Below are 22,342 nucleotides of genomic sequence, written 5' to 3' on the forward strand. Positions count from 1 at the left end.
AGAATTTAGATTCCAGCCCAAACATCTTTTCCATATCGCCCTTCATCTTGCAAAGAATCCAACCAATCCCTTGCCTCTTGTTCCCTTACTTCATGAATTTCTTGATATGCTTGACAAAGGGTGTCTTCTACGTCAGAAGCCATTTTACTTCCATCACCACATATATAAAGACGCGCCCCATTATCTAATAACGAAATTAAATTGATTCTATCTTGTTTTATTAAATGCTGTACATATGTTTTAGGATGTCCTTCTAAGCGAGAAAAAGCTGTGTGTAACGAGATTAATCCATCTCTTTCATCATTTTCTAGTTCTGTACGATAGAGATAATCCTTTTCAGGATGACGACAACCAAAATATAGATGTGCTTGTCCTAAGTTAATACCTTTTTGCTTTTGAACACGACGCGCTTGCAAGAATCCACGGAATGGTGCAATTCCAGTACCTGGTCCAACCATGATAATTGGTGTTTCTGGATTTTCGGGTAATTGAAAGTTCGATTGTGGCGTTCGAATGAAACAGATAATCTCATCTTTATTATGACGCTGAGCTAAATAATTAGAAGCGACTCCTTCATATGTCCCTACCCCACTCCATGCAGGTGCATTAACAACCCCAACCGTAATGCTCAGACGATCCTGTGCAACGAGTGGAGAGCTTGAAATAGAATAGTAACGCGGTTTGAGCGCAGGAAGAAGTTCTAAAAAGCGTTCAAATCGGATTTCACAAGCCTCATACTTTTCAAGAAGATCCAACATTGACATACGTTTCTTTAATATTTGTTCATGATAAACTCCCTCTTCCAATAATGATTCCAATTCCTTTTTATGAGGAGGGCATGCTGTGAATGTCACCATTTCTCGTATTTGTGCTCGAGTGGCTGCTTCTTGCACTTCTACACTATAACTAAGAAGGTCAAATAAACTAACAGGACTGTCTAAAGGTATGTGATTTACACTTCGTCCACTTGCACTCAGTATGACTTGATCCTTCCCATTTAATCCAAAGCGTTTTAAAATTCGGTTGACATTTTTCTCACTATTAATTGGCAGCACACCAAGGTGGTCACCTTCTTGATACGTAGCGCCTTCTGGCAAGGATATCTCAATATGTCGCGTGCTTCTTTCACTGCTAGATGATTGAAGTTCACGATTTTCTAGTATAGACGCATAAACTGCTTCATATGTTCGCGCCAGAGGAGATCCTCCAAGACGACTAACAAATTGTAAACTTAATGTACTGCGTTCTCTCTCAATGTTTTTGTTAAGTTCCAATCCAAATGCCTTCATCGCATCAGACCACATACTTTGTTTCCATTGCTCGAGCTGTTCCTCGAAATCACCACTTGCATCCGCTTCTCCACGTGTAGAAAATCTTGTTGCTCCTTTTTGAGCCATTTGCTCATCAATGTATCTTGGAATTCGCTGATAAGTACTAGCCCAATTATGATCTCCACAACCAAAAACTGCGTATTGAACACCTTTTAGCTCATCCGGTTTTAATTCTTCCAACCATTGCACAAACTGCCCTGCATTACTTGGTGGTTTTCCATTATAAGAAGAAGTTACAATAAGAACCGCCCCTTCTTTTGGCAGACTTCCAATTCGATCGTTAAGAGCTACCACTTCCGTTTGAACACCTTCTAAACTAGCTGTATCTGCTAGTTCTCTGGCAATACCTTCTGCTACCCCTGTATCCGATCCATATAGAACAAGAAGCGAAAGATTATCGGCCCCAATAATAGAAGGAGTCTTCTGAACTTGCTGCTTGGTTTCATGGTTTTTCAGTTTCTCCTCTATAGGCGCAAGAACAGTAGTATGGCTAATAGTTTGATTTCGGGGTAGAATCCTAATTTTAAAATCACCAGGCTTTAACGTTAATGTTTGTTTTACATCCAGCTGATAGTCTTGATAATCAATGAATTCAAAATGTTGAAGAAGCATTCCCATTACAAGTGTAGCTTCATGAAGTGCAAACTGCATACCGATACATGCCCGTTGACCATTTCCAAATGGCTTATAAGCATGATGAGGAACCTTATCCAGATCTTCAAATCGTTCAGGTTGGAATTCTTCCACATTGTCTCCCCACGCGTCTTTATCCCTATGTAACTGTGGAATAAGAACAGAAATACGATCTTCTCCTTTCTTAATTGGATATTTCCCACCAATCACTGTATCTTCTTTTGCATAGAGACTGAATGCTGGAGCAGTAGGCCATAGACGTAGCGATTCATTTAAAATCATCCGTATATACTTAAGTTTCATAACTTGTTGGTATGTTGGAGTAGGATCTGTCAAAACCTGATCTACTTCTTCATAGGCTTTTTTCAATTTATCCGGATTCTTTAATAAAAAATAGATTGCAAAAGATAATAATCCACTTGTTGTTTCATGCCCAGCTATTAAAAAAGTGATAATTTGGAAACGAATATTTTCATCATCTAATTTTTCACCAGTTTCCGGATCCTGCACATTTAACATACGGGAAAGTAAATCATTTTCTTCCTGATTTCCACTACTTTTACGTTCAGCAATAATATTATCCACTAAAGAAAACATAGATTGAATATCATGCTGAAATTGACGTTTCGTTCTCCACATGAGTTTGTCTTCTATATCCAGCCGCTGTAATTGGTGCATCGCCTCATCTAGAGCACGGCTCATGCTAGTAATAAAAGGATGAGGGGTCTCACGATAAAAGCTATTAAATCGATAATTAAAACCACATAGACCAATTGTATCCAATGTAAGGCGAGTCATATCCTCCGGTACATCTACGCTTTCATTCGGATTAAGCCGTGCCCATTTTTGAACGAGTTGTACGGCAAGATCGACCATCATAGCATGATAATCTTTCATTGCTCGTTGGCTGAATGTAGGCATCAAAATATTATGAGCTTTTTTCCAGTTAGGCTCATGAGTCTCGCTTGTAAATAATCCGTCCCCAGCAAAGGCGCGAACTTTCGCTAAAGCACCCTCTATACTTTTATCAAATCTTGTTTCGTCACAGACTTCTGCTACCAGTTCATGCCCAGAAACGACAATGATGGTATCACTTAAAGTTTGAATTTGAAAAATGGGACCATACTCTTCCGCTATCTTGATAAAGGATAGGGTCGGTTTATCTTTATCGATTAATGGGAGATTCCCCAGCAATCCATATGTTTTCGGTTGAGGAATGGCAGATACTTTTTTATCCATTAAAAACACCCTTTCAAAAAAACATGTAATAAAATATCCCATTCAATAAAAAGAAGATAGCAATGAATCGCCTGGGATAAAGATATGTAATTGATTACCTTATTTTATCTTTTCCCTAACTATTCACGATTATGATATTGCTTATAAGGTTGTTAATCTAAGTTGTTTGTTGCTATTACATGTATAACTTGCAGAAAAAATACTAAATAAAAATGAAGCGTATTATGATAATGTTTATCAGAAATTGAGAGCTAAAGATTGTAGTATTGGGAAAACCAGTAGTTTCTAATGTCAATTCAAACAAATACGATAAGTAAGTATACTGTGTTGCTAATGAAAAAAGGATCTGATATGAATATCAGATCCTTTTTACTATATATAATTATTTCACTGGTTCTTTTCCAGATTTAAATACCAGCGCCTTAGCAGCAGAAATTTGCATTTCTTCATAGTCTAACTAAACAGTAAAAACTTATAGGAGTCATGATCTAAGGTTTTATTTTACTCTACCGATTTAACCTCTCGACAGCTTCCGCGCTTGTATCTACACGTTTAACGAAAAAAACTAATAGTAGTGCAACAATATTCATGCCAAGCGCTACATAGAATGAATATTGAATTCCAGATAATAAAGCCTTCTGAGTTAACATTGCCTTCGTAGCTTCTGTGAAGGTTGTTGGATCTACATCAGCCATTAGACTTTCAGCTTTTGTTTTTGTTACCGAATTCATAATCGTAACAAGGATAGCAGTACCAATTGAACCGGATACTTGTTGAGCTGTATTATTAACAGCTGTACCATGCGGATTTAAGCGAGTTGGCAATTGATTAAGGCCATTTGTCATAAGTGGCATCATCACCATCGCCATCCCAAACATCCGCAGTGTGTAAATAAGAATAATATGCGTGTGACTAGAGTCGAGTTGCAGGTTTGCTAGCATATAAGTTGAAACGGCTGTAATGGAAAGTCCTACTATACCAAGAATACGAGGGCCATATTTATCAAATAGTTTACCTGTAATTGGTGACATAATCCCCATTATTACCGCACCTGGAAGCATCATCAGCCCAGAGCTTAGCGGTGAAATACCGCGGACGTTTTGTACATAAGCTGGGGTTAAAATCATACCCGAAAACATGGCCACTGCATTAACAATCGCAATTACAGACGCAAGTGCGAACATTGGGTACTTGTAAACACGTAAATCCAATAACGGTTCATTCATTTTTAATTGACGGATAATGAAAGTAATTAGGGCAATAGCGCCTATGATTAAGGTTGTTAAAACAACTTTATTCGTCCAACCGTCGGAGCTTGCAGAACTGAATCCATATAACAAACCGCCAAAACCGACAGAAGATAATAGTAATGAGAGATAATCAAGTTTTGCATTTTTGTTTTGTCTCATGACATTCTCCGATTTCCAAACCCCTAACAGTAAGCTAATGATTGCTAACGGTAAAATCATCTCAAAAAGCAAACGCCAGTCATAATACTCTACAATATAACCCGATAGTGTCGGTCCAATTGCTGGAGCTGTAATCATAACTAACCCAAAAATCCCCATCGCTGTTCCCCTTTTTTCTCTTGGAAAGCTTACTAGCATAATATTCATTAACAAAGGCCCCATGACTGAAGAACCTGCTGCTTGAACCATCCGCCCAGTCAGTAATAAACTAAAGTTCGGCGCTAAAGCCGCTAAGCCCGTACCAAGAATAAAAATCAACATAGATGTAATAAATAAGCTCCTATTGGAGAAGCGGGTTATTAAAAATGCTGATGCCGGAATTAATATACCACTTACAAGCATATACCCTGTAGAAAGCCACTGAATCGTTGAATAATCTTTAATGTCTAAATCCTTCATTATCGATGGCAAGGCTACATTTAAAAGCGAGTTATTTAGAAATGAAACAAAGGCCCCAATAAAAAGGATTACAAGCATTAAATATGGTGGTTTTCTTTTATGTAATGTTTCACTCATATATTCATTTACCCCTTCATTATAAATTCCATTAATTCGTTTAAGCCGTTTGCAAATCTGCACAAGAATACATTGCCCTTGCAGTATTTTGCCAAACTCTTCGAATGGATATTCTCTTTTTAACAATTCTACTTGCCCAACATAATATCTGAAAATCTTTTTTATTGATCAAACGTTCATAAACGCGTTTGTTAACCGAAATTAAATTAGGTTACATTTTGAGGTGGAGTTGTCTTATTGCCCACAAATAGTAGGATAAATCAACAAGACCATACACCTATTCCTTTAAATACAGGCTTGTAAATCTAGTTATGTAACCATCCATAAAAAGGAATATTACATAGGCTAAGTCTAACATTACATTTTTAAAGTGAGGGGAATAAACTTATGTACCAATATTGGTATTTGAATTCAGAGGGCAACGGTGAGCAATATACGAACCAAATTGCAATGTCATCATTATATTTACAGCCCCAAATCACTAAGGCTGAGGGAATGAATGATTTGAAGATTCCTGAGAATTGGAGTTGTCGAGGCTATCCATTTGGTTGGGATTCGCCAGCCTATTATACGGGTTTCAATCCTCAAACTCCTCCCTTCTCTTTAGGTCAGCCAATCCATTATGCAGGGATGATGCCACAAGGACATCCCGCTAATTGGACGCCATTACAAGGCCATGTAGGTAATCTCCAAAAACCTCCCTTACCCTGGGCCCAACCATTCAATCATGCAGGGATGTTCGCACAAGGTCAGCTCGCCGCTTTACTATCGCCACCAGCTAAAGCTTTTAATTTTAATACCAATAATAACTGGGGTATTTTTGGAAACCCTCCAGGATGGGGAGGACAGGTAAGTCCTATGGGATGGGGGAATAACGGAGGTTACGGCCAGCCAGGAATGCTTGGAAACTTACTGACAGTAGGAAAAGGCACCATGAATGGAATCGGAATGCTTAGTAGTCTAATGGGTATGGGGAAGTTCTTCTTTTAGTGGATTAGAACGAGAGGATAGGTCCATAGCCCCGACTTAAAAACCAGTTCCTTTTCTCCATTGATTTCATCTTCTTAAACATGCTTTCAATACTCCCTCCAAATTCGTTTCCTCGTCTTTCAAATTATAAAAACATCTATTATCTTGTATCTAATAACTTTATAGAGGTGTGGTAGCACCAACAAAAAGCAAAAACCCGGTTCCTTTACGAAAGAACCGGGTTTTTAATTTTAATTTATTTGAAAAGTATTCAAATCTTTATAGAATCTTTTTCCTGTTCATCCAAAGTCGACTGAAAATCCGCATGTAATAGCATCTCATTTAACGAAAGAAACTTGTTAATTAATTACATAACGCTATTCTAACTTTCCTTGCGAAGCTTAGCGGATCATCAACGTCTTCAATATTAACGTAGATTAAATTTGGATCATCACATAACCACTCATTGTGTATAGACGAAACGATTATTCCTTGTTTAATAATTGTAGCAACAAATCCATTGACTTCTTTTTGTAAGAGCGCTACCCGTCCTAAACATAATGCCCGTCCAGTTTTTTGATCTCTTGATTCGAATGAGAAAGAACTTGTTACCCTAAAACGTTTCCCTAAGATTGTTGCCTTTATTTCATCCCGGTTTATCGTTGCCACGCATTTTCCACCGGCAAATCCTTCTTGACCACCAATAATTCTTGCAAACTGTTGACAAATTAATTCATCATTACACGCCATACCTTCCATCATCCCCCCCCTTTTACTATTAGGTTATGAATGAATACAAAGGTCTGAAACGGTAATGAATCTATTCTATTACAAAAAAGATTATCAGAACCTAATGAATTCTATTATATGGTAAGACATTTTTAGAAAGCATAAAAAATACACCCTAAGGTGCCATCCTGCGACTTGAAAATCCTATCTATGTATGGAGACCTATATAAAAAAAAAGCTTCTAACTGTAATGTATCGAGCTCTTATGGTATTAAGAATCTCCGTTATATTACTTTCTGATCAGTCTCGTTAAAGCCATCCCAAGAAATCCAACACCCATTCCTATGAGCCATCCAGTTTGAGCATTACCTAACATAGATCCCACTCCTCCACCAAGAAACATACAGCCAACAAATACTAATCCTCCAATTCCCCAATTCGGTCGTTCCATAGTTCAATCACACCCCTTCCATAAAACATATGCGATTAACTAGCCTAACTTTCTTGCATGGGATAGTTAATTATTTTGCATATGTTTAGCACTTTCAGGACATTCAAAAGATGCGGAGATTGAGTCATTTGAATAAATTACAGAAGGAGAATTTCATTTTTTCATATTAAATAACTTAAGAATGTGTTCCACAATTTATGACTCACCCCACCGCTATCCAGCTCAGAAAAGAAAGCAAAAACGAAAATTATATGCATCATTGACTACTGTTAATGAGACGTTATGTTAACCTCACATGAAGACCCTATTCATCCAAATTTACACAAAGTTGTCCTTGCTGATGGTACAATTAAAATCATGGAGGGATATTATGGGAATTTATTTTGTAATAACACTACTTCTTATAAACGGCACTGCAATATTCTTATTTTTCTTGTCTGTTTCACCAAAAACTAAGGCTAAAAACCTATCTTCAATAATGATCTGTTTAGGGATAAATTTAATCATAATTCCAGCGGCTTTTCTTATAGGTGGGATAGCTGATTATGCAGGTGTAGCGGCTAATTATGGGGCTTATTTCGCGGGTGAGTCGGCAACAGCTCCTCCTCTAGTTAGTCGTGCACTTTATTTTTTGGGAGGATTTCTCTTTATTCAGGGAATACCGCTGCTCATACTACTTGCAGCTTTTTGGAAGTTTGCTAGAGCAAAGAAAATAAAACAAGTATAGAAGGATGAGTGGATACTTTTTAGAGTAGGGATTCGCTTTTTTCTCGCTACCAATAATAGGATTTCATGTCATACAATGGAGTTAATATTAGAAAACTGTGAGGATGATTACGTTGATAAAATTTGTAATTTGTTATCCTGCAAGTCTGTTTGCTTTTATTTTTGGATGGTTCTTGATTTCATATATTTCTCATCCTAGCTTTATTCACCCGAACGTTGTATTAGGATTCATTAAAACGATCTTCACTTATGGTAGTATACCAGCTCTTATAGCTTGTCTAATCGGGGAAGTGTTATACAGGAAAATCAAGCGATGTAGAGAATTTCAATTTGGAATCCCTGTATTTATAGGACAAGCAGTTATCTATACACTTATACCATTTCTTTTGCTTTTTCCTTTTAATTTTTCCCATTTCTTTGATTTCGTTGCACCTGTAATTATGGGGTCCTTAGCTTTTTATTTAGTACGTCGAAAAATATAATTAACTTCAAGAGTGTGGCAAATAGAATCTGGAGTAGTAAAACCACACTGTATAACCAAACAGGGCTCAAATAACGCATCAATTCTTGCGAAATAAACAAGAAAAAGAATAGAGGGTTTGAGGAAGAAAATAAGTAATTGCGTGAAAAAGAAAATGTAAAGCTTACTGATTACTTCATAAAGTTATAAAATTAGGACCGCACATATTAGACCTATCTAAAATGTACGGTCCTTTTGTTTACTAGTGGTTCACTTATCTAACCTATAGATAAGTATGTGGTCCTTTTACCATTTAAATTTCTTTTTAAACTGCTTATATTTTCTATACGAACGTCTAACAATGTTTAACATAAAATACGGTACTTTAACAGGGAAAGGAAATTTATAAATGAAAGGCAAATAAATTGTAAAATATGCCTTTTCTATGTCTCTCCACTTACTATCTTCTTTTGTTTTTAAGAAATCAGATACATCGACTACATATCCTCTTCCGTTTTCCATCATCACATTTTTCCCGTGAACGTCACAAGGAGTTAATCCTTGTTCTCTTGCATACTCTAAAGCTTCATTGATATCAAAGATCACCTGCTTAGGAATTTTAATGCCCTTATGAATAGCATCGTATAAGGTAATTTCTTTTAAACGTTTCAATACTATGAAATTTTCTCCTTTATATATAAGCTTCGAATAAGAAGGATGGTTTCCAATTCTTCGGTATACTTCTGACTCTTTTTCAATTCCTTCTCCTTCTCGCGCGTAAACTTTCACTACCCAATCTTTGTATTCTTGATGCATAAATACTGCGGCATAATTACCCATCCCTAAACACTTCCAAAGTCTAGGAATATCTTTAACTACTACAGGCTCGAATTCACCCTCACTTCTAATGCTTACCTCTTTTAATAATTCGTCCTTTATCAATCCCACAAAACTGTTTATACTCATCATTTCCACTCCGGTTTTGCTAAAAGGGGGCCCACCCCATTGCCATCAACCTAAGCCTTTGAGATACCCCCATACCGAAATTTTCACCTTTTTACAGTTATTTATGAGAATTCAGCTCATTTTTTCGTTTTGGGGAACAATCAATTTCTTAAGTTGATGGGTATGTGATAATGCTTCCATTTGAACAAATTTTCCTTTTCCATACCGATCATACACCTTTTGTAGTGTAATAGTATCAGCATATCCCAGTTTAAGAGGTTACTCGCAAAATATTTAGAATTTTTTTGCGATAATCCTCCGAAATGTAATACGGACTTTAAATATTTTCATTTATAATTCTCTATTTGTCTATACTTTTCATACCGCTGTTGTATAAGCTCTTCCGAGGATAATAGTATCAATTTTTTTAGAGATGATTCGATTACAGATTCAATCACTTTTGCCTGTGATTTTATATCATTTTGTGCTCCACCTTTAATTTCAGGAATGATTTCATCAATAATTCCTAAATGTTTTAAATCTTTTGCTGAAATTTTCATATGTTCGGCAGCTTCTGGAGCATACTTAGCGTCCTTCCATAGGATAGATGCTGCTCCTTCTGGCGAAATTACCGAGTACCATGAATACTCTAACATATGGATATGGTTACCGACACTAATGCCAAGAGCTCCACCACTTGATGCCTCTCCAATTACAATACAAACAATTGGCACTTTAAGTGTAGCCATTTCAAATAGATTTCGAGCTATCGCTTCAGAAATTCCACGTTCTTCAGACCCTTTCCCTGGATAGGCGCCTATTGTATCAATAAATGTAATAATAGGGCGATTAAATTTATCAGCTTGTTTCATAAGTCTTAGCGCTTTTCTATAACCTTCTGGATGTGCCATTCCAAAATTTCTTTCTATATTTTCCTTTGTATTTCTACCTCTTTGATGACCAATAACCGTAACGGGCATCCCTTTAAATTTTGCAATACCACCTATCATTGCTTTATCATCACCATATAATCGATCACCATGAAGTTCGAGAAAGTTTGTAAACAATAAAGGTATATAGTCCAATGTCGTGGGCCGGTTACGTAGCCTTGCAATTTGAACTCGTTGAAAAGGTGTAATATTAGAATAAATTTTATCTTGCATTTTATTTAAACGTTTTTCTAATACATGAATTTCTGGCGATAAATCTACATTATTTTCTTTCATAATTTTCTTTAATTCATCAAATTTCTCTTTTAATTCAATAATAGGACGTTCAAAATCCAAACTCATTTTACCCTCCAAATGTTATGATTTACCTCACTCTAATCAAAAGGCTTAGAAATAGAATCAATAAATAATTCAAAACCATCCACAACTATTTTTTGTTCTGATTCTGATAAATTATTGAGAATACTTTGATAAAATGTAATGGATTGCTCTCTTAAGCAATTAACAGTTATGTGACCTTTTTCTGTGAGGTGCAGAAAAAGTTCTCTTCTATTTTTTTCATTTACTTCACGATAAATAAGCCCCTTTTTTACTAACTTATCTACCAATCTACTTACAGTTGAAGTCTCTAATCTAAGTTTATTGGATAGTTGCCAAACAGTTAATTTTTCCACCTCTAGTTCCTCTAACGCCATCATTTGAGAAGTTGGTAAAGGTTTTTCAAATGGTCCATTGGGCAAATTTTGAGATTCAAAAACCCCAGTTATTATAATCATTTTCTTAATATCTGTTCTTAGTTTTAAGGCATCTTCTCTTTTCAAATAGGTCACCCTCCTACAACTAATGTATCATACATCAATTGTATTATACATGAATATGTTTTTTTCACAAGCTTAACGTAAGCCAATATTACAACATGGACGAGATATTTATTCTTGTTAAAATGGTATAAGTGGATTGTTTTCTACAAATGGCAGAACATCAATTATGTATCAGGGGCCTTTATGGAGTACCGCTCATCGCAATCAAGCTAAGAAAATAAAACTACCCAAAAAACGAAAATTTTGTGATAACTTGTAACAAAAAACTCATAATTTTTTGGGGGAGTTCTAAATTCTTAAGTTGATGGGTATGGACTATATATCCTATCTATACAAATATTGTCTACATAACGCATTATTATCGGTAGCAAGGACAAGGAGGCATCTTCCCCTTACAAGGGAACCCCCTTTCTTTGTTCTATCGATCTATGCATTTTTTTATACATTCCTATCCCGGCACGGTTTTAGGATTCTTTTTTGTTGTTGTATAAATAAAAAACTGTATTACATCTTGCATCCTCCTAGGTGTCACTATATATGAACACTACGTATTTGACTTTCTCAATGACCAACATTACTTAACATAGTAAAATAGTATTCGGATGCGAATCCAATGTTATTAAAATTAAAGTGGTTATCAAGTCGGAGGAAGGCACCTTAAGGTGTCTTTTCTTTTTAAAATATATAAGCGTACTATCCCTTTCCTAACAGAGGCCTCCCCTCATGCTTCCTTACAGGGAGAATGATAAGGCTTTTTTTATTTACCCAATTACCGAGCTCTCAAATGTTTTAAATAGTTATAATACATGTATTGCTTCAATAACATATGATCATTCTTAAGAATGTCATTGAAATGTACCAATAGATATTAGTGCAGTAAAATAAATTGTGTTATGATGTGAGCAAATATAAAGCTATTTAACGGAGGGATTCATATGCCGCATGTTGTATTTCGTGGAATTACTATTGAACAATTAAAACGCATAAGCAAGCCATTAGTAGAAGAGCTCGCAGAGATTTGTGAGTGTGGTACGGATAATTTTACGTTGGAACTACCAAGTTCTACGTTTGTATTCAATGGAGAAGAAATAGAAGCGTTTCCTCTTATTGAAGTGAAATGGTTCGAGCGCGGACAGGAAATTCGTGATCGATTTGCCAAGGCCATTACTACATATGTAATGGATTTTGGACTTCCAGAAGTAGAGGTTGTATTTACGGTTTTCACAGAATCGGCGTATTATATTAACGGGAAGCATTGTGCAATTTAGAGCTATTTGAAAGGTTTTTGTACGGTTTATAAGGGGTAGAGCCACATTGCTATCAAGCTAAGAAAAGCGAATATCCAAACACAAAACATGAAAAAACTCCTAACAAATTTTGTTAGGAGTTTTTTCAAATATGCGATATTTTTTTAATCTTCACTATTGATTTCTATTGTACCTGTTCTAGCACTAACTTTTAAACTATTTAACAGATTATCAGGTGTTTTGATTTCCACTTCATATTCAAATGTAGATTGTGTTAAGTTGTCATCTTCTAATTCGAATTCTTTTTTCACATTAATAATTTCTCCTTTTGTATGAGATAAAGATATTTCACGAACTTGTTTCTCTGTGTAGTTTTCATTCTTTTTTGCATAATTGTAACCCATACCATAATATCCCCCAACAATAGCAATACCACTTACTAAAATAGCAATTATACTTATTATTATTTTCTTTTTATGTTTTAACATTTTCATCCACTCCTTCATGATTAATCATCTATTCCGAATCTTGCTTCAAGTGCATTTTCTGCTTGCTCTAATTGATCTTCTAGTATATCGTGTTCTCTTTCTTGCGTTTCATATTGTTCAACAGTTATCGTTCCAGCACGATAATCTGCTTCAAGCTGATTATCAGATAGATCTATTTTGTCATCTAATTGATCAATTTCTTTTTTTGCTGCTAAGTACGTATTTAAGTTTTCTTCTTTTGCTCCAACTGGTTTCGTATTATTTGCCTTTTCAACGATAGATGTGACTTCATTTTTAAAATCTTGTATTTGCTTCGTATCATTCGCAGCAGGCCCTATTTTGTGTGGTTCTTGTTGTAGTTGAGCACTTTCTTTTTGCAATGTATCATTTTCCACTTTCAGTTGTTGTACTTCTGTATTGTTATCAGCTTGAGTAGAACAAGCTGTTAAGAATAAACAAGACATTGCTCCAATCAACATCCACTTTCTCATTCTTTTTTCCTCCCTTTACATGTGCATCTTATCCTTGCCTTTATATTACTGAACAAACATTAAAGGAAGATTAATATACAAAAAAATAAAATGATATAATTAAATAGTTTCTAATCTTTCTTTAATGTTTTGGAATTATACTGATACATATTAATAAGAAGAAAAGGAGAATGGTAATGCGAGTTCTTATTGTCGAAGATGAACAAGACTTACAAAATATATTAGTAAAACGATTAAATGCAGAACATTATAGTGTCGATGCATGTGGGAATGGCGAAGATGCCTTGGATTATATAAACATGGCTACCTACGATTTGATTGTGCTTGACATTATGATTCCCGGAATAGATGGTTTACAAGTATTACAAAGATTACGCGCGGACAATCATACAACCCCTGTCTTGCTTCTTACAGCTAAAGATACAATTGATGATCGCGTAACAGGACTCGACTTAGGTGCGGACGATTATTTAGTAAAGCCGTTTGCTTTTGACGAACTGCTAGCAAGAATTCGAGTGTTAATGCGAAGAAATACAGGAAGCACATCTAATGTGTTTGAAATCGCTGACCTAGTGGTAGACTGCAATATGCATAAAGTAACAAGAGGAGGCCAAGTTATCACTCTTTCCAGTAAAGAATTTGCTATTTTAGAATATATGATTCGTAATAAAGACGTTGTGCTGACACGAGATAAAATTGAACAACATGTGTGGAATTACGACTATGAAGGTGGCTCGAATATTATTGATGTTTACGTCCGCTATCTTCGTAAAAAAATTGATAGCCAGTTTGAAACGAAGTTAATTCATACAATACGAGGAACTGGTTATGTATTGCGAGTAGAATCATGAAAAGACTATCAATTAAAATGAAAGTAACCCTGTGGTATACAGGGCTAATTGTAATTATTATGGCACTCGTGTTAGCTTTTATTTTAACTTCTTCAGATAAAGTTTTGCTTTTTAATATGAAAGATCAATTGAAGAGCACAGTAAAAGAAAGCATGGAAGATATTGAATATAAGCATGGACAATTAAAGATGGACGATGATTTTGAACCCTTAGAAGATGGAGTAAATATCATTATTTATAATAAACAAGGTGAGCTGCTGGCAGGAAATAGTCCAACAAGCTTTAATAAAAAGATATCGCTTAAATCCGATGAAATACAAACCATTAAAGACGGTAATAAAGAATGGATTGTATATGATTTTCTCCATAATGCAGGCGGCGATGAGCAAGTCTGGATTCGTGGAATAATGACTATGAGCCAATTATCATCAACGATGAATACGCTTATCGTGATAACACTCATCTCATTCCCATTACTTATTCTCATTGCCGCAGTGGGAGGGTATTTGATTACACAAAGAGCGTTTCGACCTGTGCAACAAATGAGTGATTCAGCTAGTAAAATTGGTGATGGTAAAGACCTTTCCAAGAGAATTCATTTACAAGGTTCACCGAAAGACGAAATGTATCATTTAGCACAAACCTTTGACAAAATGTTTGAGCGATTGGAGACATCATTCGAAAGTGAAAAACAATTTACATCTGACGCATCTCATGAATTAAGAACGCCAACATCTGTTATTATTTCACAATGCGAATACGCTTTATCACTGAGGAATAATTCGAAAGAAATGGAAGAATCGTTAGAAGTAATTTTAAAGCAATCACGTAAAATGTCCGCGCTAATCTCACAACTCTTATTATTAGCAAGAGCTGACCAAGGAAAGCATAATACTTTCCAATTTGAATGTATCAATATGAGTGAATTAACGGAAATCGTTGTAGAAGAGCTTTCATTAATGGTTCAAGAAGCTTCGATTGATATAACAACTCATATAGAGGAAGACCTGTTTATGAAAGCAGATCAAACATTGATGATGCGTTTATTAATGAATTTACTAACGAATGCGATTGCTTATAGCAAAGCGAACGGCACTGTGCATATGCAACTGTTCCGTGATGAAACCAACATAATAGGTAAAGTCTCCGATAATGGCATAGGCATCAGCGAGCAACATATTACGAAAATATGGGACCGCTTCTATCGAGTTGACGCAGCACGAACATCTTCAAGCACCGGAAACACAGGTTTAGGATTGTCGATGGTAAAATGGATTGTCGAACTACACGGAGGAGAAATTACAGTTGAAAGTAAATTAGGAGAAGGCAGTACGTTTACATTTAAACTACCAATGGAAAAACAAGCATAATTTATGCGCATCTGTAGCTTCCAAATAAAGATTGATTCAAAAGCTCTCTTCAATATTTATGTAAAAATAATTGACACATTTTAAACAACATCGATTTTATCATTTTGGACAACCTTTTCTGTTAAGTTGATATACATGTAGAAAAAACTATAGAAATAAAACCCCAGAAATCCAAAGGTCTCTGGGGCTTCATTATATATTTAGCTCTTTTTGCTTTTTGTTTTGTTTATGTTTATACAGCAATTTTCGGCTTATGAGAGAAATCAGTAATAAGATCAGTACTAGTGCGAAAAGTTGCATAAATGATAAATTAAAATATTTAGCACCTGTAACGATTAACAGTGTAGAAATCGTACCTTTTACAATGAAAAAAATAATGATCCATAATCCGCCTTTTTTCCAGTTCATTTTTATATTACCCTTTCCTACGTTTAAATTCTTTAATGGGACACCTTATTAAAAATCTATCATATTAATAAAAAAGTCATGTCTAATTAAATGCAATGATTCTATAATAAGTGAAAATGATATTCAATGTCAATTTTATTGACTATTTGAATACCTGTTTCTTCATCTCAATCTCTTTCTACTTTGTTTCTTATAAGCAATGAACTCTTGTTTTCAAACAAAAAAACCTCTTGAATTTGCATGCGAATTCAAGAGGTTTTTTTTCATATACATCAAGTAAGATTTCTTGCTTTGTTTATTCGTTTATGGTCTTAATACATAGCTATTAGTAAACAATAACTGGGTCATACGTGTTCAAACTATCATATACAGTTTTTGCAACGTTAGGAAGAAGGTTTACACACCCGCCTGATCCTCCTGTTAAATAAGCATTATTTCCCCAGTCTTTTCGCCAGCCTGCATCATGGAATCCTTGACCGCTATTTGTGAATGGAACCCAGTAATCTACTTTCACTGCATAATCAGCTTTACCTACTGCGCTTCCTTTAAGCGTGTATGGTGTTCGTTTATATAGAACGTACCACACACCTGGTGATGTATCTTCACTCGTGCTATGTTTACCCGTTACTACATTGGTTGTGACAACTAATTTCCCATCTTTATAAATCCAAATTTGTTGATCTGCAATAGAAACTTCTGCATATGTGTCTCCAATGCCATTATTCGATGTTGTTTTATAGCCGATCCCTTCCTTCTCCCAACCATTCCCGTGAATATTAGAAGCAGAAAGCGATTTCTCGCCTTTCTCAAAGGCTTGTTGAACTTGTTTTGTTTCTTTTTCCACATCTAGTGCCCAGCCGTATCCTTGTCCCTTTACTGAAATAACCGAGCCAGAATGTGTTTTAAAAGCAAAGTCTTTATGTAATGTAGATTTAGCCTTATTAATTTCAGCAACCTTATTCTTAATGTCGCTCGCATCGATTTTTACTTTCATATCCTTTGACATAGTAGCATTTTGAATTAGATCTTTCGCTTTTAATGAATACACTTCATCCTGCACTTTATAATCAACAGACTGCGTAAGAAGATTTTGTAATGCTTTCTCTTCTTTTTTGATGATTGGATCGTCTTCTTTAATAGGCTGTATGTATGCAGACTTCAGATGAATTTCGCTTTTATGCTTCTGCTTGTCGTAATCTTTTAGTAGATTTGTAACGTCATACTGTTTTCCATCAACGCTCTTCGAAATTACAACTTTCCCTTGTTCAAGCTTCGCCATAGCATCTTGAGGTGCTTTTAATTTTTCATTCATAGAAACGAGCTTTTCTTCTACAAGTTTTTTCATCGTTTCACTACGATACTGATCCGCTTTTTCCGGTAGCAATGAATAATCTTTTTCCTTTGCAGAAGGGAAAAATGTCCACTGACTTTTTAATAGTTTCTTAACTTGTGGCAAATCTTTTTCCGTCAGTTCCGTTTTTGTATCTTGTTCATCTAAAATTTCTTGTTGATCAATATAGACTTTATTTGCTAGCCCAGACGTTTTTAATTTCTGTATTGCCTGATCAGCGCTCAAACCACCGACTTTTGTATCGTTAATCGTAACATTCGAATTGAAGTGAGTTGCTTGATAATAACTCATTCCTCCAATAAGAAGTGCAATTAAACCGCCACCCGCTGCGATAAGCTTCCAATTTGTAAAGCGTTTTTTTGATCTTACCCGTTTTTTCTCAACTTCTTCAACAGATTCATTTACTGTATTGTTGTTCATTAATCTTTCCCCCGTATACATTAACGTCAATCGATTTTAAACCAAAACCATTGAATAGTGTACCTTATTTTTCCTGAAATTTCATTATTTTTAACAGATTTCATCTCATTTAATCGATTAAAGTTAGATTTTTTAATAGACAGATACATTAAGATGATAGATAAAGTGAAAAAAAGGACCATATCAATCGAGCTACTACGGGTCCCTCGCATTCGCCGAATTTTGAAGGGCGACACTACTTAACTTGGTAAAATAATTTCCGGATGGTTCAAATCAGAGGAAGGCACCATAGAATGTCTATTATTTATGAAAAATATCCACAAAAAAAGGACTACATGTAGACTCTTTTTTGTGAATATTTTAATGTCGCATTTTTTATAAATTCAAATGCAAACTATGCTTCCCGCTTTTCACCAGGTTTCACAACCTCTACTATCAGCCTAACGAATTTCACCTTATGACCTTTATCATCAACAATTTCAAGTTTCTTAAAACTATTAAATATGTTTGTACCACGCTTTGTTGATACGTTTAATCTTTACAGATGTTGAAGTTTTAGACTCATTCTTTGGTGTAATCCTATTATTAGAACATCCTGCAATGGTGAGACAGCATGTAGCCAATAAAACTAATAATATTAACTTCTTCAAATAGCCACTCCTATATAAGGAAAATATTATATTGAGAAAATTAAACATAACATCGAATCTTTGTAAAAACAATATATTTCCTAGCATTATTATTCAATGGCGGATTAATGGACACCTTAATGTTCATTAATCTGCTTATAAGCGGAGAACCTCATGCTCATCAAGTCAATGTCCAATTTCCATTTTATCCGATTCTCAATATTTATTCCAATATAAAAAGATAGCTATTTTGTTGAATACTAATTATCTCCAAAATGAACAATACGAGCTGAGTTCCTATAACCCTATATACGTTTATTCAACTAGTTTCTCCCCTGTAACAATCTGAAACAAAGTGGCTGCATGTTTCCCTTCTAATTGAGCGTACCGATTTTCCCCCGTCTTGATTTCTATTTTATCCTTATTAGGGCTTACCCAAATTTGATACGACACAGCTTTCGCCTCTATTTTCGGATTTTTAAATTGAAAAATAAAGTGATAATCAGCTGGACGAGACATTTCCACTTTTTTATTTTCAAAAGTAATATCATTTAATATTTTCTTTACTTGCAACACTTCATTATTATCTTTCACTACCTTAAGATCTTCATATTCATTATCACCAATATGTTTTTGCACTTGGATTCTTTGATCTTCATTGCCTGATATATTTGAACAGCCGGTTATTATGAGTATACAGATCGCAATAAAGACTAGAGACCAATTTCTAATTTTCATATTCATACCCTCTTTTCAATACAAAATATTTTAATTTGTAAAATAAAGGTAATTAATTTAAACTTAAAAATATACATAATAAAGAGAAAGGAGTATCGTTCCATGCAGTTACAAACATACACTTGGAAAAGTTATACGTTTCTCATTGTAAGTATATTCATTACTATTAATCTCTTTCTCTTCTCACCTATTTTAGACAGAGTTGGAGTAGAATATGTTGTACCTTTCGCCTATTTCATATTAGCTTCTGCTGTTATAGTAATAATATTAGCAGTTATCTCTTTTTGTAGCCGATCTGAGAAGAAAATTTTAGCCATTATCGGTTCATGTTTTACTCTATTTAACACAGTAATTATTTTATTTTTCCTTTGGTTTGGTTACCATTTCACTTAATTGAAATATAAATAAACTCCATAAGCCACAAATAAAATTAGTAACATAGAAATGCTAAGTACCGTATATATGGTCCATTTTGCATTTGTACTCATATACTCCCCCTTCTCACTTCATAATAATTCCATTATATAACAAAAAAGCATTGGATACCCAATGCTTTTCACACTTACGCAAATAAAGACGTATTCGCATATAACGCTGGTGAACCACCTGAATGTACGAATAAAATGTTGTCTTCTTTATTAAATGTACCTTTTTTAATTAAGTCGATTAGTCCCGCTACTGCTTTACCTGTATATACTGGATCGAGTAAAATACCTTCAGTTTTCGCAAGTAATTGAACAGCTTCCACCATTTCTGGTGTTGGTAACGCGTAACCTGGTCCTACATATTCATCAAAGCATGTAACAGTTTCGCGCGGGATAAAGTTCGGAATACCAACGTGAGCTGACGTTTCCTCTACAAGTTTTGCTACTTTCTCTTCTTGTTCTGCTTTTCCTCTACTTACGTTGATTCCGATTACAGGAATGTGACTTTGTGTTCCAGCAAAACCAGTAATTAAACCAGCGTGCATACCAGCACTACCACTTACGCAAACAACTGTACTGAAATCAATTCCTTGGTCAAATGATTGTGCCATAATTTCTTGCGCACAAGCAACGTATCCCATTGCACCAGTAGGATTTGATCCACCAACTGGTATTACATATGGTGTATTACCTTTTTCACTTACTTCTTTCGCTACTTTATGCATCTCTTCCATAAGATCTGCTCCGTTTGGTACAACAATTACATTTTCAGCACCTAGTAAATGATATAAGAAATAGTTTCCGTTAAAGTCTGGCTTCTCTTCTGGCTCAAGCCCTTCTTCTAATACAAGGATACATTTCATTTTTTCTTTTACCGCAGCTGCCAGTGTTAGACGGCAATGATTTGACTGAATACCACCAGCTGTAATTAACGTATCTGCACCTTTTGCCTGTGCATCTGCAACTAGAAACTCTAACTTTCTCGTCTTATTACCACCAGCTGTTAAACCAAGTAAATCATCTCGTTTAAAATATATAGTCGGCCCACCAAGTGCTTCAGAAAAATTGTTTAATTTTTCAATTGGAGTATATGACTCTGTATATTTTTTTCTCGGGAATTTAGCTAAATTCATTAATAACGCTCCTTTTGTACTTCTTTCACAATGTATGTAACGATACTATTATTACATGTAAAAATGATGAAGTCATCTTTCTGGGTGAAAAATGTGTTGGAATTCGGTTTTTGTGAATGGAATTGTATTAATAATTTTAACTCCAATACGGTACGTGAAATTACATTAATAACTTTCACTTTATTTCGGTACATGAAGTTTATATGAACGATTTTTTCAAATATATCGTCCATAACTTGAAATATATCGACTTACCGATAAAAAACGACAACACAAAAGAGCCCACTTATTAAAAAGTAGGCCCTTACTAATCACTTATTTGCCGAAAATCGAAGAAGCTGTGTTAATCCTGGCTCTAAATTCATTTCGCCTTTATGACGTACGTGTACAACCTTGTTCCCGTCAAATTTCGGAGCATTCCCTGGATTATACGTCAACCATTCGTTCGTTCCTTCTACAGAGTACTCCATATACTCCGTTGCACCGACAATTACATTTTTACTATCGTCAGCTGTTACATTTGGTGCCATTTGTGCGACTTTCGCATCACTAATTAATAGCTTCTTTATATCCTTATCACGTTTATAATCGTAAGCTGTTACCATTACATCGTTACCATATGCTTTCACTTGTAATCCTTGTTTAAATGAATAGCCATCAGGAGCAGTCTTCTCTCCGCCATTTGGTCCAGCCGACATCCATCCAGTTTCAATACCGCCCGTATTTACAACTGTAAATCCTTTTTCATCTCCGCCTGCAATTTTCTTTTTTCCAGCCCAGTCCGGTAAGTTTAAATCCCAATGCGTGTGACTCGTGAAGAAAACAACTTGCGGGTAATCTTTTAATATATCGTACAATTTATCCACGTTTAAATAGTCATTTAAATACGGTGATTGTCTTGATCCAGATACTGTATCCGGTAAAACGTGATGAGAGAAAATGAAAATGGGCTTATTTTTATCTTTTTGGCTATATTCTTCTAAATTTTGTTTTAACCAACCTAATTGCTCATCACTCATAAATACTTCATCCCACATTTTTGAATCGTGGTATTTCATATATTTTTCAGTTCCTAAAAATAAAAGCGGATAACCGTCTAATTCTTTTTTATGATATACCTTTTCTTGCCCGCTAAATTGTAAGTAGCGGTTAAATAGCGTTTCTTCCGTTACACCATTTGGCCATGTACTTTGAGAGAGCTTTCCATCAGCTGTCCATTTACCAGCATAAAACTCATGATTCCCAACAGTTGACCATACATTCTCTGGATGCTTATTTTTGTTTAACACACGCTTCACATCATCGTATTGTGACTGTTGTCCAGTTGGCGTTATATCCCCATTCATAATAAGCGCTCTAGAAAGTGGCGTCACTTTGTTCATATCTTTTAACACATGATCAAAGTCTCCTAAATCCCCTTGAATGTCACTAATAACATTAAAAGTTGTAGCTGATTTTCGAACTTGCTCTTTCCCTTCTGCATACACTGAAAACGTCGGCAATAATGCCGCCATAACTGCTAACGAAGCAACTGTCTTTTTCATACAAATTC

General features: G+C 35.2%; 21 protein-coding genes. 7 read left to right on the forward strand and 14 right to left on the reverse strand.

The window, feature by feature from the left end:
- Positions 1-5: 5 nt before the first annotated feature.
- Both cypD and RBB48_RS11155 read right to left on the reverse strand, forming a co-directional pair.
- The gene (gene cypD / locus RBB48_RS11150; protein WP_306007642.1) at positions 6-3,203 is read right to left on the reverse strand and encodes a bifunctional P-450/NADPH--P450 reductase; all 3,198 of its coding nucleotides are present in this window, start codon (positions 3,201-3,203) and stop codon (positions 6-8) included.
- 506 nt (positions 3,204-3,709) lie between these two features.
- Positions 3,710-5,188 (reverse strand): DHA2 family efflux MFS transporter permease subunit, encoded by a 1,479-nt coding sequence (locus tag RBB48_RS11155; RefSeq protein ID WP_088063959.1) that lies wholly within the window; start codon positions 5,186-5,188, stop codon positions 3,710-3,712.
- 387 nt (positions 5,189-5,575) lie between these two features.
- Here RBB48_RS11155 and RBB48_RS11160 point away from each other — a divergent pair, with 387 nt between their 5' ends.
- Positions 5,576-6,178: a hypothetical protein gene (locus RBB48_RS11160; protein ID WP_306007643.1), complete on the forward strand. Its 603-nt coding sequence runs from the start codon at positions 5,576-5,578 to the stop codon at positions 6,176-6,178.
- 342 nt (positions 6,179-6,520) lie between these two features.
- Here RBB48_RS11160 and RBB48_RS11165 read toward each other — a convergent pair whose 3' ends face one another.
- Together RBB48_RS11165 and RBB48_RS11170 are read right to left on the reverse strand one after the other, a co-directional pair.
- Positions 6,521-6,907 (reverse strand): DUF1259 domain-containing protein, encoded by a 387-nt coding sequence (locus RBB48_RS11165; protein ID WP_097858734.1) that lies wholly within the window; start codon positions 6,905-6,907, stop codon positions 6,521-6,523.
- 268 nt (positions 6,908-7,175) lie between these two features.
- Positions 7,176-7,337: a hypothetical protein gene (locus tag RBB48_RS11170; RefSeq protein ID WP_033691926.1), complete on the reverse strand. Its 162-nt coding sequence runs from the start codon at positions 7,335-7,337 to the stop codon at positions 7,176-7,178.
- Positions 7,338-7,707: 370 nt separating this feature from the next.
- Here RBB48_RS11170 and RBB48_RS11175 point away from each other — a divergent pair, with 370 nt between their 5' ends.
- Both RBB48_RS11175 and RBB48_RS11180 read left to right on the forward strand, forming a co-directional pair.
- The gene (locus RBB48_RS11175) at positions 7,708-8,064 is read left to right on the forward strand and encodes a hypothetical protein (RefSeq protein ID WP_306007644.1); all 357 of its coding nucleotides are present in this window, start codon (positions 7,708-7,710) and stop codon (positions 8,062-8,064) included.
- A 103-nt stretch (positions 8,065-8,167) separates the two neighbouring features.
- Positions 8,168-8,545: a hypothetical protein gene (locus tag RBB48_RS11180; RefSeq protein WP_306007645.1), complete on the forward strand. Its 378-nt coding sequence runs from the start codon at positions 8,168-8,170 to the stop codon at positions 8,543-8,545.
- Between the two features lie 284 nt (positions 8,546-8,829).
- On the opposite strand, the gene RBB48_RS11185 is transcribed toward RBB48_RS11180, so the two are convergent.
- The 3 genes from RBB48_RS11185 to RBB48_RS11195 form a co-directional block, all read right to left on the reverse strand.
- Complete coding sequence (locus RBB48_RS11185) at positions 8,830-9,489, reverse strand: protein kinase family protein (protein ID WP_262719527.1); 660 nt, start codon at positions 9,487-9,489, stop codon at positions 8,830-8,832.
- Between the two features lie 326 nt (positions 9,490-9,815).
- A complete protein-coding gene (locus RBB48_RS11190; protein ID WP_000050726.1) occupies positions 9,816-10,760 on the reverse strand; it encodes an acetyl-CoA carboxylase carboxyltransferase subunit alpha in 945 nt (314 codons plus the stop codon).
- 32 nt (positions 10,761-10,792) lie between these two features.
- Positions 10,793-11,239, reverse strand: coding sequence for a MarR family winged helix-turn-helix transcriptional regulator (locus tag RBB48_RS11195; protein WP_000817662.1), 447 nt, complete (start codon positions 11,237-11,239; stop codon positions 10,793-10,795).
- Between the two features lie 935 nt (positions 11,240-12,174).
- On the opposite strand from RBB48_RS11195, the gene RBB48_RS11200 reads away from it, so the two are divergent.
- Positions 12,175-12,507, forward strand: coding sequence for a DUF1904 family protein (locus RBB48_RS11200; protein WP_306007646.1), 333 nt, complete (start codon positions 12,175-12,177; stop codon positions 12,505-12,507).
- A 143-nt stretch (positions 12,508-12,650) separates the two neighbouring features.
- Here RBB48_RS11200 and RBB48_RS11205 read toward each other — a convergent pair whose 3' ends face one another.
- Positions 12,651-12,974, reverse strand: a complete 324-nt coding sequence (locus RBB48_RS11205; protein ID WP_306007647.1) for a PepSY domain-containing protein — start codon at positions 12,972-12,974, stop codon at positions 12,651-12,653.
- 20 nt (positions 12,975-12,994) lie between these two features.
- Complete coding sequence (locus RBB48_RS11210; protein ID WP_306007648.1) at positions 12,995-13,465, reverse strand: hypothetical protein; 471 nt, start codon at positions 13,463-13,465, stop codon at positions 12,995-12,997.
- A gap of 176 nt (positions 13,466-13,641) precedes the next feature.
- Here RBB48_RS11210 and RBB48_RS11215 point away from each other — a divergent pair, with 176 nt between their 5' ends.
- Both RBB48_RS11215 and RBB48_RS11220 read left to right on the forward strand, forming a co-directional pair.
- Positions 13,642-14,316 (forward strand): response regulator transcription factor, encoded by a 675-nt coding sequence (locus RBB48_RS11215; RefSeq protein WP_087984229.1) that lies wholly within the window; start codon positions 13,642-13,644, stop codon positions 14,314-14,316.
- On the forward strand, positions 14,313-15,686 hold the full coding sequence (locus RBB48_RS11220; RefSeq protein WP_306007649.1) for a sensor histidine kinase: 1,374 nt from the start codon (positions 14,313-14,315) through the stop codon (positions 15,684-15,686). Before RBB48_RS11215 ends, RBB48_RS11220 begins: the two co-directional genes overlap by 4 nt.
- A gap of 192 nt (positions 15,687-15,878) precedes the next feature.
- On the opposite strand, the gene RBB48_RS11225 is transcribed toward RBB48_RS11220, so the two are convergent.
- The 3 genes from RBB48_RS11225 to RBB48_RS11235 form a co-directional block, all read right to left on the reverse strand.
- Positions 15,879-16,094: a hypothetical protein gene (locus tag RBB48_RS11225; RefSeq protein WP_001104093.1), complete on the reverse strand. Its 216-nt coding sequence runs from the start codon at positions 16,092-16,094 to the stop codon at positions 15,879-15,881.
- Between the two features lie 325 nt (positions 16,095-16,419).
- Complete coding sequence (locus tag RBB48_RS11230) at positions 16,420-17,865, reverse strand: L,D-transpeptidase family protein (RefSeq protein WP_088063971.1); 1,446 nt, start codon at positions 17,863-17,865, stop codon at positions 16,420-16,422.
- A gap of 944 nt (positions 17,866-18,809) precedes the next feature.
- Entirely contained in the window at positions 18,810-19,232 is a 423-nt protein-coding gene (locus RBB48_RS11235; protein WP_097907138.1) for a YhfM domain-containing protein, read from the reverse strand.
- 102 nt (positions 19,233-19,334) lie between these two features.
- Between RBB48_RS11235 and RBB48_RS11240 the strand changes: the two genes are divergently transcribed.
- Positions 19,335-19,625: a hypothetical protein gene (locus RBB48_RS11240; RefSeq protein ID WP_306007650.1), complete on the forward strand. Its 291-nt coding sequence runs from the start codon at positions 19,335-19,337 to the stop codon at positions 19,623-19,625.
- Positions 19,626-19,794: 169 nt separating this feature from the next.
- Here RBB48_RS11240 and cuyA read toward each other — a convergent pair whose 3' ends face one another.
- The gene (cuyA, locus tag RBB48_RS11245) at positions 19,795-20,790 is read right to left on the reverse strand and encodes a D-cysteate sulfo-lyase (RefSeq protein WP_088063975.1); all 996 of its coding nucleotides are present in this window, start codon (positions 20,788-20,790) and stop codon (positions 19,795-19,797) included.
- Between the two features lie 311 nt (positions 20,791-21,101).
- Positions 21,102-22,334, reverse strand: coding sequence for a DUF4073 domain-containing protein (locus RBB48_RS11250; protein ID WP_088063976.1), 1,233 nt, complete (start codon positions 22,332-22,334; stop codon positions 21,102-21,104).
- Positions 22,335-22,342: the final 8 nt, after the last annotated feature.

This window comes from Bacillus sp. MMSF_3353 (assembly GCF_030733445.1).
In the GTDB taxonomy this organism is placed as follows: Bacteria; Bacillota; Bacilli; order Bacillales; family Bacillaceae_G; genus Bacillus_A; species Bacillus_A wiedmannii.